Here is a 13193-nt window from a genome sequence, read left to right as displayed (position 1 = left end):
ATCCGTTGCTTACCGGTTCCGGGTGTCCGCTGCGGTGTCGAGGAGTCCGGTGTCGGCGATGCGGTCGCGCAGGGGGCGGCGGCGCAGGGCGTCGAGGACGGCGTACAGCTCGTCGGCGAGCGGCACCGGCAGTTCGGTGTCGAGGTGGCGTACGGCGGCGGTGGTGGCGGCCCATTCGGTTTCGACGGCGGGCAGCAGGGCGCGGGCGCGGTCGGTGAGGGTGACGATGCGGTGGCGGGCGTCGGTGCCGGGGCGCAGGTCGACGAGGCCGGCGCGGCGCATCTGGGCGACGGTCTGGCTGGCGGCGGAGTGGGTGACGCCGACGCGGGCGGCGAGGTCGCGGATGGGCAGCGGGCCGTCGGCGACGAGCGCGCGCACGACTGGTGAGTAGCGGGGCCGGTAGTCGGTGAGGCCGAGCCGGTCGTGGACGGCGGCGACGTCACCGTCGAGGACGTCCAGGACGTGGCGTAGCAGGGTGCCGAGGGCGTCGCGGTCGGGGGCGGTCACGTCCACTAATGTAACAGCGCTGTTGTATCTGACTCGGGGAGGCCACTGATGTATCCACCGATCGAGCCGTACGCGCACGGCATGTTGGACGCCGGGGACGGGCAGCACGTGTACTGGGAGACGTGCGGCAACCCGGACGGGCGGCCGGCGCTCGTGGTGCACGGCGGGCCCGGCTCCGGGGCGGGCGCGTCCTGGCGGCGGCTGTTCGACCCGGCCGCCTACCGGATCGTGCTGTTCGACCAGCGTGGCTGCGGGCGCAGCACTCCCCCGGCGTCGGATCCGGCCACCGACCTGTCGGTGAACACCACCGCGCATCTGCTGGCCGACATGGAGGCGCTGCGCGCGCATCTGGGGATCGACAGGTGGCTGCTGTGCGGCGCGTCGTGGGGGTCGTCCCTTGCCCTGGCGTACGCGCAGCGGCACCCGGATCGGGTCAGCGCGCTGGTGCTGTTCAGCGTGGTCGCCAACACCAGCCGCGAGATCGAGTGGGTGACCCGGGACATGGGCCGGGTGTTCCCGCAGGAGTGGGCGCGGTTCCGCGACGGCGTGCCCGAGGCCGACCGCGACGGTGACCTGTCCGCCGCGTACGCCCGGCTGGTCGCCGACCCGGACCCGGCGGTGCGGGACCGGGCGGCGCGGGACTGGTGCGACTGGGAGGACGTGCACGTGTCCCTGGCGGGCGGGTACGCGCCGAGTCCCCGGTTCGCCGATCCGGTGTTCCGGTACGGGTTCGCCCGGCTGGTGACGCACTACTTCGCGAACCGGGGTTTCCAGCCGGACGGGCAGCTGCTGCGCGACGCGGGCCGCCTGGCCGGTATCCCGGGGGTGCTGGTGCAGGGGCGGCTGGACGTCAGCGGCCCGCCGGACATCGCGTGGCAGTTGACCCGGGACTGGCCGGACGCGCGGCTGGAGATCGTGGAGTCCGGCGGCCACGGCGGCGGGCAGGGTATCGGCGAGCGGGTGGTCGCCGCCCTGGACTCCTTCGCCGCCGCCGGCTGAGCGGTCAGGCGGCCGCTACCGGCCCGAGGAGCCCACGCCGCCGCGCACGGCGCGCCGGCTGCCGGACCCGCCGCGAAAGGCCGGGCGACCGCTCAGCCGGCGAGCAGGGCGCGGATCGGGGCGGCCTTGGCGGCGGCCTCGGCGACCTCGGCGGCCGGGTCGCTGTCCCAGGTGATGCCGCCGCCGGCCCACAGGTGCAGCAGGTCACCGTCGGCGGCGGCGGTGCGGATGGTCAGGCCCAGGTCGAGGCGGTCGGGGCCGACCCAGCCGAGCGCGCCCATGCTCGCGCCGCGTCCGACGGGCTCGAGCGCGGCGATGCGGGCCAGGGCAGCGTGTTTGGGTGCGCCGGTGACCGACCCGCCGGGGCACACGGCGCGCAGCAGGTCGGCCAGGCCCAGGCCGTCGGCGGGCGCCGCCGACACCGTGGACTCCGCCTGCCACAGGTCACACCAGCGGCGTACGGCGAACAGCTCGTCGACGCGCACCGAGCCGGTACGGGCCACCCGGGCCAGGTCGTTGCGTTCCAGGTCGACGATCATGACGTGCTCGGCGCGTTCCTTGGCCGAGGCGAGCAGGTCACGGCGTCCGGCGGCGGTGGCCGGGCGGGTGCCCTTGATCGGGCGGGTGACCAGCCGGCCGTGCTCGACGGCGATGAGGGTTTCCGGGGAGGCGCAGCCGAGCGCCCAGCCGGGGCCGTGCAGGGTGCCGCCGTAGCGGGCGCCGGGCAGCGCGGCGAGACGGGTGAGAGCGGGCAGCGGGTCTCCGGTGTAGGCGGCGGCGGCGTGGCCGACGATGTTGACCTGGTAGACGTCGCCGCGGGCGATGGCGGCGCGGACCGCGTCGACGGCGTCGGCGTGCGCGGCCGGGGTCCAGCTGTCGCGCCAGCCTCCGAGCCGCCACGGGGTGGGCGGCCGGGGCGCCGCCTGACGGTCGGTGTGGTGGTAGACGACCACGACCAGGTCGGGCAGCGCCGGCGCGGGGCTGGGCGCGCCGGGCGACACGCCGATGGCGTACGCGCCGGCGGCGGCGGACAGGTACAGCGCGGCGCCGCACACCGCGGCGTCGGGGTCGTGGCGGCCGGGGCGGGACAGGTCGGCGCGGTCGACGCCGTGCGCGGCGAGGAAGCGTTGTGCCAGGTCGGCGGGGTCGCCGGGGTCGCCGACGGACCAGTGCAGGCGGGCGGTGGCGACGATGCGGCGGCGGCATCCGGGCGGGACGCCGGGCACATCGACATCCACCTGTGGGAGCGCTTCCACGACGTCCGGGCCGTTACGGGTCATCCGTTCAGCCCATTCTGGGTGAACAAGACGCATCCTTGCTCGTTGCCGCTCAGTTTTCCTTGGTACTGTGCGTCACTGGTCATGTGAACCATGACACAGTGCCCCCACAGTCCGGAGAACCCGATGTGTCAGCACCAGCCCACCTGCCCCTCCGCCGACGCGACCGACCGAGAGGCCGCCCGCGTTCTCGCCTGCTTCCCTGAGCAGGGCTGGAGCCTGCTCTGCAACGGTGTCATCGTCTTCGAGGACACCGGTGAGCTGCTCCCCGACGGGCGCACCATCGCCCCCCACCGGGGTCCGGCCCGCCACGCCCTCGTCGCCTGAGCGATCACGCAGCGTCAGTGAGCGTACGCGCCGGTCACGACCGTCCGGCGCACCGGCCGGGGCGGCGACAGCCCACCGCCCCGGCGTCCGCCGCTCAGTCCTCGAACGCCTCCGGCGCGGGACACGAGCAGACCAGGTTCCGGTCGCCGTACGCGCCGTCGACGCGCCGCACCGGAGGCCAGTACCGGCCCGCCCGGTCCACGCCGGCCGGGTAGGCGCCCACCGACCGCGGGTACGGGTGCGGCCACTCGTCTGCGGACACCATCGCCGCGGTGTGCGGCGCGTTGGACAGCGGGTTGTCCCCCGCCGGCCACTCCCCCGAGCCGACCCTGTCGATCTCCGCCCGGATCGCGATCATCGCGTCGCAGAAGCGGTCCAGCTCGGCCAGGTCCTCACTCTCCGTCGGCTCCACCATCAGCGTCCCGGCCACCGGGAACGACATCGTCGGCGCGTGGAAGCCGTAGTCGATCAGCCGCTTCGCCACGTCGTCGACGCTCACGCCGGTCGCCTTGGTCAGCGGACGCAGGTCCAGGATGCACTCGTGCGCGACGAGGCCCTTGTTGCCGGCGTACAGCACCGGGAAGTGGTTGCGCAGCCGCGCCGCCACGTAGTTCGCCGCCAGGACCGCCACGCCGGTGGCGCGGGCCAGGCCGTCGGCGCCCATCATCCGCAGATACGCCCACGGGATCGGCAGGATCCCCGCCGACCCGTGGTTCGCCGCCGAGATCGCCGGCCGCCGCTCGGCGCGCGCGCCGAGCGGGTCACCGGGCAGGAACGGCGCCAGGTGCGACCGCACCGCCACCGGGCCCACGCCCGGGCCGCCACCGCCGTGCGGAATGCAGAACGTCTTGTGCAGGTTCAGGTGCGACACGTCCGCCCCGAACCGGCCCGGCTTGGCGAACCCGACCAGCGCGTTGAGGTTCGCGCCGTCGACGTACACCTGCCCGCCCGCGTCGTGGACCTTCGCGCACAACTGGGCGATGCCGGTCTCGTACACGCCGTGCGTCGACGGGTACGTCACCATGATCGCGGCCAGCGCGTCCCGGTGCTTGTCGATCTTCGCGTCGAGGTCGACCAGGTCGACGTTGCCGTCGGCGTCGCAGCCGACCACCACCACCCGCATGCCGGCCATCACCGCCGACGCGGCGTTGGTGCCGTGCGCCGACGACGGGATCAGGCACACGTCGCGGTGACCCTCGCCGCGCTCACGGTGGTAGCCGCGGATCGCCAGCAGCCCGGCCAGCTCACCCTGCGACCCGGCGTTCGGCTGCACGCTGACCGCGTCGTAGCCGGTCACCTCGGCCAGCCAGCCCTCCAGCTGCGCGATCAGCTCCCGGTACCCGGCGGTCTGCGCGTCCGGCGCGAACGGGTGCAGGTGCGCGAACTCCGGCCAGGTGATCGGCTCCATCTCGGTGGTCGCGTTGAGCTTCATCGTGCACGACCCCAGCGGGATCATGCCCCGGTCCAGCGCGTAGTCGAAGTCGGCCAGGCGGCGCAGGTAACGCAGCATCGCCGTCTCCGAGTGGTGGCTGCGGAACACCGGGTGGGTGAGGAAGTCCGACGTGCGGGCCAGCCCGTCCGGCAGGGCCGTGCCGGCGTCGCCGTCGAACCCGTCGACGCCGAACGCCGCCCACACCGCCTCCAGGTGCGCGGGCGTGGTGGTCTCGTCGCACGACACGCCGACCCGGTCGGCGTCGACCAGCCGCAGGTTCACGTTGCGCTCGGCCGCGGCGGCCACCACGTCGGCGGCCCGGCCCGGCACGATCGCGGTGACGGTGTCGAAGAACGGCACGTCGGCCACGTCGACGCCGCCGGCCCGCAGCCCGGCCGCGAGCCGCGCCGCCGCCTCGTGGGTACGCCGGGCGATCGCGCGCAGCCCGTCCGGGCCGTGGTAGACGGCGTACATGCCGGCCATCACCGCGAGGAGCACCTGCGCGGTGCAGATGTTGCTGGTCGCCTTCTCCCGGCGGATGTGCTGCTCGCGGGTCTGCAACGCCAGCCGGTACGCCGGGTTGCCGTCGGCGTCGCGGGACACCCCCACCAGGCGGCCCGGCAGCATCCGCTCCAGGCCCGAACGCACCGCCAGGTAGCCGGCGTGCGGCCCGCCGAAGCCCATCGGCACACCGAACCGCTGGGTGGTGCCGGCGGCGATGTCGGCGCCGATCTCGCCCGGCGGGCGCAGCAGCGTCAACGCCAGCAGGTCCGCCGCGACAGCCACCAGCGCGCCCACGCCGTGCGCCGCCTCGACCAGCGCCCGGTGATCCCGGACCGCGCCGGAGGCGCCCGGGTACTGCAGGTGCAGGCCGAAGAACTCCGCCGGCAACTCGTCGCGCTCCACGTCGATCACGCGCACCTCGATGCCGAGCGGCTCGGCGCGGCTGGCGATCACCGCGACGGTCTGCGGCAGCGCGTCGGCGTCGACCACGTACACCGGGCTCTTGCTCTTGGACGCGCGGCGCGCGAGCGTCATCGCCTCGGCCGCGGCGGTGCCCTCGTCGAGCATGGAGGCGTTCGCCGTGGCCAACCCGGTCAGGTCGGTGACCATGGTCTGGAAGTTCAGCAGCGCCTCCAGCCGGCCCTGGCTGATCTCCGGCTGGTACGGCGTGTACGCGGTGTACCAGGCCGGGTTCTCCAGCACGTTACGGCGGATCACCGCCGGGGTGTGCGTGCCGTGGTACCCCAGGCCGATCATGGACACGGCGACGGTGTTGCGGGCGGCCAGGGCGCGCAGCTCGGCGATCGCCTCCCGCTCGCTCGCCGGAGCCGGCAGGTCCAGGGTGCCGTGCCAGCGGATCACCTCGGGGATCGCCGCGTCCATCAGCTCGTCGACGGAGCCGTAACCGACGGTCTCCAGCATCCGGCGTTCGTCGTCGCGGCCGGGACCGATGTGCCGGTCGGCGAACTGCTCTGCGGTCATGCGCTGCGCTCCTTGGTGGGGCGAGGTCGACGGGTCGGCCTCCCCCTGAGTCGCGCTGACGCGCTCCACAGCGCCTGCCCACGTGGTCCTTTTGCCTGAGAGGTTCCGGGGAGAATCTGCCCCTTCGGCGCCGTCGGATCGACGGTCTCTCCCACGTGGGTGGTACCGGCACCTTCCACGCTACCAGCGGGCGTGTTTCCGGCTCGTGTCCCGGGGGATGATCACACCGCCGCCGGGGCCGCCGCCAGCCGGTCGGCCAGCGCGCACAGCGTGGCGCCCAGCGGCGCGTCCAGGCGCAGCGCCGCGTACCCGTCGCCACGGGTGACACCCTGGTTGACGATCGCCACCGGGATGCCGTGGCGGGCCGCCCGCAGCACGAACCGCCGCCCCGACATCACCGTCAACGACGACCCGAGCACCAGCAGCGCCCGGGCCCGCTCGACCAGGGCGAAACAGTCGGCGACCCGGGGCGCGGGCACCGTCTCACCGAAGAACACCACGTCCGGTTTCAGCATGCCCGTGCCGCAGAGCGCGCAGCCGACAGTGCGGAACCCGGTCACCGCCTCGTCGGGCAGATCCACGTCACCGTCGGGGTTGACACGCGCCACCCGGGCGTCGAAACCCGGGTTCGCCTCCGACAGCCGCCGGTGCAGCTCGTCGCGGCCGGTGGCGTTGCCGCAGTCCAGGCACGTCACCTCGTCGAGGCGGCCGTGCAACTCGATCACCCCGGTCGCGCCGGCCGCCGTGTGCAGCCCGTCGACGTTCTGGGTGATGATCCCCCCGAGCAGCCCGGCCGCCTGCAACCGGGCCACCGCCCGGTGCCCGTCGTTCGGCGCCGCCCGCGCGATCATCTGCCAGCCCAGGTGGCTACGCGCCCAGTACCGCCGCCGCGCCAGCGGATCCCGGGTGAACTCCTGGTACGTCATCGGGGTGTGCCGCCGGGCCGCGCCGCTGGGCCCCCGGTAGTCCGGGATGCCCGACTCGGTGGACAGGCCCGCGCCGCTGAGCACCACCACACCACCGGCGGCCACCAGCCGCGTCAACTCCTCGAACGCCTCACTCACCCGTCCATGCTCCCTCGCCGGCACGGTGATCGGCGAGGCCGGTCACCCGGCGGGGTACGCCCGGGCGGGCTAGGTTGACCATATGCGCGTCGTCATCGCCGGAGGCCACGGAAAGATCGCCAAACTGCTGGAGCGGGAACTGGCCGGACGCGGCGACACCGCAGTCGGACTCATCCGCAACCCCGACCACGCCGCCGCGCTGCGCGCCGCCGGTGCCGAACCCGTCGTCTGCGACCTGGAACACACCGACGTCGGCACCCTCGCCGCGCACCTGCACGGCGCCGACGCGGTCGTGTTCGCCGCCGGCGCCGGACCCGGCAGCGGCGCCGACCGCAAGGACACCGTCGACCGCGGGGCCGCCGTGCTGCTCGCCGACGCCGCCGTCCAGGCCGGGGTACGCCGCTACCTGCTGGTCTCCTCCATGGGCGTGGACGCCGCCCCCGCCGACGGCACCGACGACGTGTGGGCGGCGTACCTGCGGGCCAAGAAGGCCGCCGAGGACGACGTCACCACGCGGGACCTCGACGTGACGGTGCTGCGGCCCGGCCGCCTCACCGACGACGAACCCGAAGGCCGCATCACCCTGGCCCGGCACGTCGAACCCGGCGCGATCAGCCGCGCCGACGTGGCCCGGGTGCTGCTCGCCCTGCTGTACGCCCCGGCCACCGCCGGGCACACCCTGGAACTGGTCGGCGGGGACAGCCCCATCGCCGAGGCGATCGCCGCCGTCTGACCCGCCGGCACGTCCCGGCCCGCCGGGACAGGCGGGCCGGGACAGGCGCTCAACGCTGGTGACGCGACAACGCCGGCTGCGGCGCGCCCCCACCGCCCTGCGGCAGCTCCCGGGCGATCCGCTCCATCGTGCGCGCCAACTGCTCACTGCCGTCGTCGAGGTGCCGCGCCGCCGCCTGCATGTGCGAGATCATCATCTCGCCGAAGATCCGCAGCGCCTCCCGCGCCGCCACCGAGTCGTCGAAGCCGCTCCCGGCCGCGCTGCGGTACTCCGCCACCGCCCGCTCGGCCTCCCGCTTCGCCTCCTCCGCCGCCGCCCGCATGTAACTCTCGTACTGGGTACGGGCGTACTCGGCGACCCGGCGCGCGTAGTCGTGGGCCTGCGCGATGATCTGCTCGGCCTCCCGCTGCGCCGCCGACAACAGGTTGACCTCCTTCGCCGCCGGCGCCACCGCCGCCTCGGCGCTCGGGATCACCCCGTGCCGGTGCAGCTCCAGATGGTCGTTGAGCCGCTCGTTCTCCGCCCGCAGGTTCGCCACCTGCGCCGCCAGCAGATCCAGCTCGTCGGCCACCTGCAACCGGAACCGGTCCACATCGGTCTGGTCGTAACCGCGCCGGGTGAACGCCGCCGACCCGAACTCCCACCGCCGGACCCGGTCGGCGGTCAACCGCACCTGCACCGGACCGGACACCTGCTGCGCGTCGTAACCACTGATCGGGCCCGCGCTCACCGGCTCACCTCCGTTGTTCCCGGCCCGTCGGCGCCGGTCATCGTCCGCCACGCCGGGCCGTACCAGTGCTTGCCGTAACCCTCGTGATGCACCTGGCCCGGCTCGTAACCGGCAGCGGCGAACGCCGCCACCGAATGACCCACCATCTCGTCGGACCCGCACACGTACACATGCCGCGACCGCCAGTCCCCGTCGGCCAGCGCCCGGTCGGCGATCCGCACCGGCTCCCCCGGCCGCCCCGGCTCCGCCCCCGCCACGTACGACACCCGCAGCCACGGATGCGTCGCCGCCAACTTGTCGATCGCCTCGCTGTCGTAGAACTCCGTCCGCGAACGGGCACCCACATACAGGTCCACCCGCCGCCCCGAACCCTCCGCCGCGACCTGCTCCACCAGCGCCTTCACCGGCGCCCAGCCGGTGCCACCGGCCAGCAGCAGCAGATCCGACGACCCGGCCTGCCACAACGTCAACCGGTCCCCCACCGGCGACGCCAGATGGATCTGGTCACCGGCCGCGCACCCGTACACCAGCCGCGACGACACCACACCACCCGGCGCGGCCCGCACATGCAGCTCCACAGTGCCGTCCGGACGCGGCGCGTTCGCCGGCGAGTAGTACCGCCACGACCGCACCGCAGGATGCGACACCCCGATCGACTGGCCCGGCCGGAACGGCAACAGATACTGCGGACGCACCGTCAGCACCGCCACGTCGAACGTGCGCTGCTCGTGGGTCAGCACCTCCGCCACCCACCACGGCGGCGACTGCGACTCCGCGGCCTGCGCGCCCTCCGTCATCACCTGCGCGACCAGCCCGTACGCCGCGGTCCAGTCGGCGGCCAGTTCCTCGGTCCACGCCTCACCGCAGAAGTGCCGCAACGTCGCCAGCAGCGCCTCACCGACGGCCGGGTAGTGCTCGGCGCGCACCGCGAACTTCCGGTGATCCGCGCCGAGGTCCCGCAGGAACCCGACCAGCCGGTCCACCTGATCCACGTGGGACACCACATGCCCCAACGCCGCCACCAGACGGTCCCGCTGCCCGGCCATGTTCGTCGGGAACATCTGCCGCGTCTCCGGATGCGACAGGAACAGCGTCGAATAGAAGTAGAGCGGCACCTGGTCGCCGTGCGCGGCGACCAGGGACCAGCTCTGCTTGAGCCGTGCGACGTCCACGCTCAGGCGTCTCCCGCCGACACGACCTGCTCCCGCACCTGCCCGAGCACGACCTGCACGTCGGCGATCACGTCCGCCGGCACGCCCAGCTCCACCAGCGTCGCGGTCAGGTGCTCACCGACCTTCGCGTAGTGCTCGCCCGTGATGTTCAACGGCTGGTGCGCCTCGTCCAGCCCGCGGCCCGCGTACTCGTTCGGGCCACCCAGCACCACCGCCAGCATCAACGCCAGGTGCCGCCGCTGCTCCACCATGTCCACGTCGGCGAAGTAGCCGGCCAGATCAGGATCGGCCAGCACCTTGTCGTAGAACAGCTCCACAGCGGCCTTCACCGCCGCCGCGCCACCGATGCGCTCGTAGTGGGAGATCGGGGTGGTCTCGCTCGTCACCGTCATGCTCGGTCCTTCCAGCAGGGGTCCGCGGTCAGCGCCGCGGCAGGGGTTCGCCGTCCGGCGCGGCGTCACACAGCGTTCCGCCGTGATCTCGACACGCCGACGACCGGAACGGACCATAGCGTGCCCGACGCGCCAGTTCACGCCCACCCTGTCTGGATCCCGAGAACTGTCAACTACGGACAGTCAACAACCGGGGCGAGGTCGATGAACAAAGAGCAACCAGGCGGCGACAGCAGGTGAACACGAACGACGTACCGTCCTTTTCGGACATCGCGTGGGCAGCGGCAGTGACCTGCGGACATTCACGCCCTGCTCGAATCGCGCCGCACACACCCCGCAGGCCACCGGGAAGGAGCACACCCCGTCACCGAAACACGAATCGCGCCACACCCTTTTTCGGGCGCGGCGCGATCCCGTCAACGAGACGCGACGCAGGTCACCCGGCCCGACGCCGGGCCCGTCGCGCCGCCAACTCGTCACCCACCGGCTCGGCCTCCGGCTCCGCCGCGGCCGCCGGCTCCTGCCCACCCACCGGCTCCGCCGGCAGATGCGACAACGAACCCTGGATCTCCTTGAACGCCCCACCGATAGCGATGCCGAACACCCCCTGGCCGCCCTGCAACAGGTCGACCACCTCCTCCGGAGACCGGCACTCGTACACGGTCGTCCCATCGGAGATCAACGTGATGCCCGCCAGATCGTCCACCCCACGCGACCGCAACGCCTCGATCGCCTTCCGGATGTTCTGCAACGACACCCCGGCGTCCAGCAGCCGCTTCACGACCTTCAACACCACCAGGTCGCGGAACGAGTACAACCGCGACGTCCCCGAACCCGAAGCGTCACGCACACTCGGCACCACAAGCGCCGTACGCGCCCAGTAGTCGAGCTGCCGGTAACTGATGCCCACCGCCGAACACGCGGTCACACCCCGATAACCGACCTCGCCGTCACCGGCCGGATCGGCCCCCACACCCGCCTGCTGCTGCTCCACACTCGGACCAGGATCCCGCGGCTCGTGCATCCGGACCAACCTCCCCGCGCCCGTGGCGGTGCCGCGCCGACTCCCCGTACGCGCACCACTCGACACGGCAACCCTAACGCCGCCCCCCGCACTTCACCCGCAGGAGACACCACGACACGCCGCGCCACCACCCGGCGACACCACGCACCGGCACGCCTCAACCCGCGAAGTCCTCCGGACGCACCTGATCCAGGAACTCCCGGAACTTCTCCACCTCGTCCTCCTGCTCGTCCGGGATCACGATCCCCGCCTCGCTGAGGACCTGCTCCGCACAACGAATCGGAGCACCCACCCGCAACGCCAACGCGATGGAGTCACTCGGCCGCGCCGACACCCGCACCCCGTCACCCAGAAGCAGATCCGCGTAGAACACGTTCTCCTTCAACTCGGTGATCTCCACCGCCCGCAACGGCGCCTGCAACGCCGCCAGCACATCCCGCAGCAGATCGTGCGTCAACGGCCGGGCCGGCTTGACCCCCTGCTGCTCATAGGCGATCGCCGTCGCCTCGACCGCGCCGATCCAGATCGGCAGATAGCGGTCCCCCTCGACCTCCCGCAGCAGGACGATCGGCTGGTTACTGGGCAGCTCCACCCGAACTCCGACCACGCTCAGCTCGCGCACCGCCGCCTCCGTGTCGTCGTCACCTTGCACCGCGCCCTTCCCTGCACGGTACACGGACCAGGACACGGGAGTCCCACGCGCTACGTGCACCACGCCTCGCCGGACGGGCATACCCCGGCAAGCCTACGACACGCGCCACCAAGCAGATCTTTCCGCGCCCACACGCGACGAAGGGCCGGACGCCGTAACGGCACCCGGCCCTCCGCACCGACCTCACCGGCCCAACGTCGACCGCAACCCCACCCGCAGCAACGCCGCGTGCAACCGCTGCGACAACGCCACCAGCTCCCGCGCCGTCTCCGCCGCCCGAGCCCGCGCCGCCGGATCACTCTGCCGCGCCAACGGCGCCACCAACTGCGCGAACAAGCCGACCTCACGATCCGCCGCCGACCGGTACGCCCGCAGATGCCGCGGCTCCAACCCGTACGCCGCCAGACCCGCCACCGCACTCGCGATGATCAACGCATCCGCGTCGTACCACCCCGGCGGATCCGACACCAGCACACCCAGCCGCTCCAACTCCGCGAGCGTCGACTCGTCAACACCACTACGAGCGATCAGACCGGCCCGGTCCAGCCGCACCTCCGACGACTCGGCCGACTCCCCCGGCTCCCGGCCCGGAACCTCACCACCCGGACCCACAGCCACCAGGTTCGGCCGCCCCCGCCCCGGCGACGGGCCAGACCCGTCCCACCGGGCCAGCTGCTCCCGGATCACCCGCAACGGCAGATACTGATCCCGCTGCGCGGTCAACACGAACCGCAACCGCGCCACATCGTCCCAGCCGTACTTCCGATAACCCGCCGGCGTCCGCTGCGGCTCCACCAGGCCCTCGGCCTCCAGGAACCGCAACTTCGAGATCGTGACGTCCGGAAACTCCGGCCGCAACTGCGCCAGCACCTCGCCGATACTCATCAGCGCAGGCGCCCGCGCCGCCCCGGACGGCGTCGAAGCCGCAGGCTCGTTCACCCCCGGCCGGCCTCCTCCGGACGCGGACCGGCGATGAACACCACCCGGAACTTACCGATCTGCACCTCGTCACCGTTGCTCAACGTGGCCGCCTCGACCCGCTCACGATTCACGTACGTGCCGTTCAGGCTGCCCACATCCCGCACCGTGAACGTCCCACCGTCACGGTGGAACTCCGCGTGCCGCCGCGACACCGTCACGTCGTCCAGGAAGATGTCACTGTCCGGGTGCCGCCCACTCGTCGTCACATCGTGGTCCAACAGGAACCGGGCACCCGCATTCGGACCCCGGCGAACCACCAGCAACGCCATACCCGGCGGCAACGAACCGGACATCCGGCTCGGCACCACATCGGTGTCCGGCCCCTCCAGCACTTCGTCGAGCGAGCCGAGATTGAGCGTCGAAGTGACGTCGAGCGGGGGGAACTCGTCGTCTGGGCGCGTCATGGGACCACCTCACG

The 13193-nt window shown here is 72.8% G+C and carries 14 protein-coding genes and 1 riboswitch; of the genes, 3 read left to right on the top strand and 11 right to left on the bottom strand.

The window, feature by feature from the left end:
• Nucleotides 1–9: 9 nt before the first annotated feature.
• A complete protein-coding gene (locus AB0C17_RS15890) occupies nt 10–507 on the bottom strand; it encodes a MarR family transcriptional regulator (protein WP_357387427.1) in 498 nt (165 codons plus the stop codon).
• A gap of 48 nt (nt 508–555) precedes the next feature.
• Here AB0C17_RS15890 and pip point away from each other — a divergent pair, with 48 nt between their 5' ends.
• The gene (gene pip / locus AB0C17_RS15885) at nt 556–1506 is read left to right on the top strand and encodes a prolyl aminopeptidase (RefSeq protein WP_357479081.1); all 951 of its coding nucleotides are present in this window, start codon (nt 556–558) and stop codon (nt 1504–1506) included.
• A gap of 92 nt (nt 1507–1598) precedes the next feature.
• On the opposite strand, the gene AB0C17_RS15880 is transcribed toward pip, so the two are convergent.
• On the bottom strand, nt 1599–2786 hold the full coding sequence (locus AB0C17_RS15880; protein WP_357479079.1) for a chorismate-binding protein: 1188 nt from the start codon (nt 2784–2786) through the stop codon (nt 1599–1601).
• Between the two features lie 123 nt (nt 2787–2909).
• Between AB0C17_RS15880 and AB0C17_RS15875 the strand changes: the two genes are divergently transcribed.
• Nucleotides 2910–3110, top strand: a complete 201-nt coding sequence (locus AB0C17_RS15875; protein ID WP_013286363.1) for a DUF5999 family protein — start codon at nt 2910–2912, stop codon at nt 3108–3110.
• Nucleotides 3111–3204: 94 nt separating this feature from the next.
• On the opposite strand, the gene gcvP is transcribed toward AB0C17_RS15875, so the two are convergent.
• Nucleotides 3205–6027 carry an aminomethyl-transferring glycine dehydrogenase gene (gene gcvP, locus AB0C17_RS15870; RefSeq protein WP_357479076.1) on the bottom strand — a complete coding sequence of 941 codons (2823 nt, stop codon included), beginning with the start codon at nt 6025–6027 and terminating at the stop codon, nt 3205–3207.
• A gap of 73 nt (nt 6028–6100) precedes the next feature.
• Nucleotides 6101–6191, bottom strand: a riboswitch (glycine riboswitch).
• Between the two features lie 57 nt (nt 6192–6248).
• On the bottom strand, nt 6249–7091 hold the full coding sequence (locus AB0C17_RS15865; RefSeq protein ID WP_357479074.1) for an NAD-dependent protein deacetylase: 843 nt from the start codon (nt 7089–7091) through the stop codon (nt 6249–6251).
• An 82-nt stretch (nt 7092–7173) separates the two neighbouring features.
• Between AB0C17_RS15865 and AB0C17_RS15860 the strand changes: the two genes are divergently transcribed.
• The gene (locus tag AB0C17_RS15860) at nt 7174–7824 is read left to right on the top strand and encodes an NAD(P)H-binding protein (RefSeq protein WP_357479071.1); all 651 of its coding nucleotides are present in this window, start codon (nt 7174–7176) and stop codon (nt 7822–7824) included.
• Between the two features lie 49 nt (nt 7825–7873).
• Here the strand turns inward: AB0C17_RS15860 and AB0C17_RS15855 are convergent, their stop codons facing one another.
• The 7 genes from AB0C17_RS15855 to AB0C17_RS15825 all read right to left on the bottom strand — a co-directional run bounded on the left by AB0C17_RS15855 (nt 7874) and on the right by AB0C17_RS15825 (nt 13179).
• Nucleotides 7874–8554, bottom strand: coding sequence for a DivIVA domain-containing protein (locus AB0C17_RS15855; RefSeq protein WP_357479068.1), 681 nt, complete (start codon nt 8552–8554; stop codon nt 7874–7876).
• Nucleotides 8551–9726 carry a globin domain-containing protein gene (locus tag AB0C17_RS15850; protein WP_357387441.1) on the bottom strand — a complete coding sequence of 392 codons (1176 nt, stop codon included), beginning with the start codon at nt 9724–9726 and terminating at the stop codon, nt 8551–8553. Before AB0C17_RS15850 ends, AB0C17_RS15855 begins: the two co-directional genes overlap by 4 nt.
• A 2-nt stretch (nt 9727–9728) precedes the next feature.
• Complete coding sequence (locus AB0C17_RS15845) at nt 9729–10118, bottom strand: group 1 truncated hemoglobin (protein ID WP_194803355.1); 390 nt, start codon at nt 10116–10118, stop codon at nt 9729–9731.
• A gap of 436 nt (nt 10119–10554) precedes the next feature.
• The gene (locus tag AB0C17_RS15840; RefSeq protein ID WP_357387443.1) at nt 10555–11142 is read right to left on the bottom strand and encodes a MerR family transcriptional regulator; all 588 of its coding nucleotides are present in this window, start codon (nt 11140–11142) and stop codon (nt 10555–10557) included.
• A 157-nt stretch (nt 11143–11299) separates the two neighbouring features.
• Nucleotides 11300–11764 carry a bifunctional nuclease family protein gene (locus AB0C17_RS15835; protein ID WP_091577612.1) on the bottom strand — a complete coding sequence of 155 codons (465 nt, stop codon included), beginning with the start codon at nt 11762–11764 and terminating at the stop codon, nt 11300–11302.
• A 213-nt stretch (nt 11765–11977) separates the two neighbouring features.
• Nucleotides 11978–12679 (bottom strand): MerR family transcriptional regulator, encoded by a 702-nt coding sequence (locus tag AB0C17_RS15830; RefSeq protein ID WP_357387445.1) that lies wholly within the window; start codon nt 12677–12679, stop codon nt 11978–11980.
• 50 nt (nt 12680–12729) lie between these two features.
• Entirely contained in the window at nt 12730–13179 is a 450-nt protein-coding gene (locus tag AB0C17_RS15825) for an FHA domain-containing protein (RefSeq protein ID WP_046570336.1), read from the bottom strand.
• Between the last annotated feature and the right edge of the window lie 14 nt (nt 13180–13193).

Origin of the sequence: Micromonospora sp. NPDC048887, assembly GCF_040649715.1 — a bacterium.
Classification (GTDB): Bacteria; Actinomycetota; Actinomycetes; order Mycobacteriales; family Micromonosporaceae; genus Micromonospora.
This window is presented reverse-complemented; position numbering and strand designations above follow the sequence as displayed.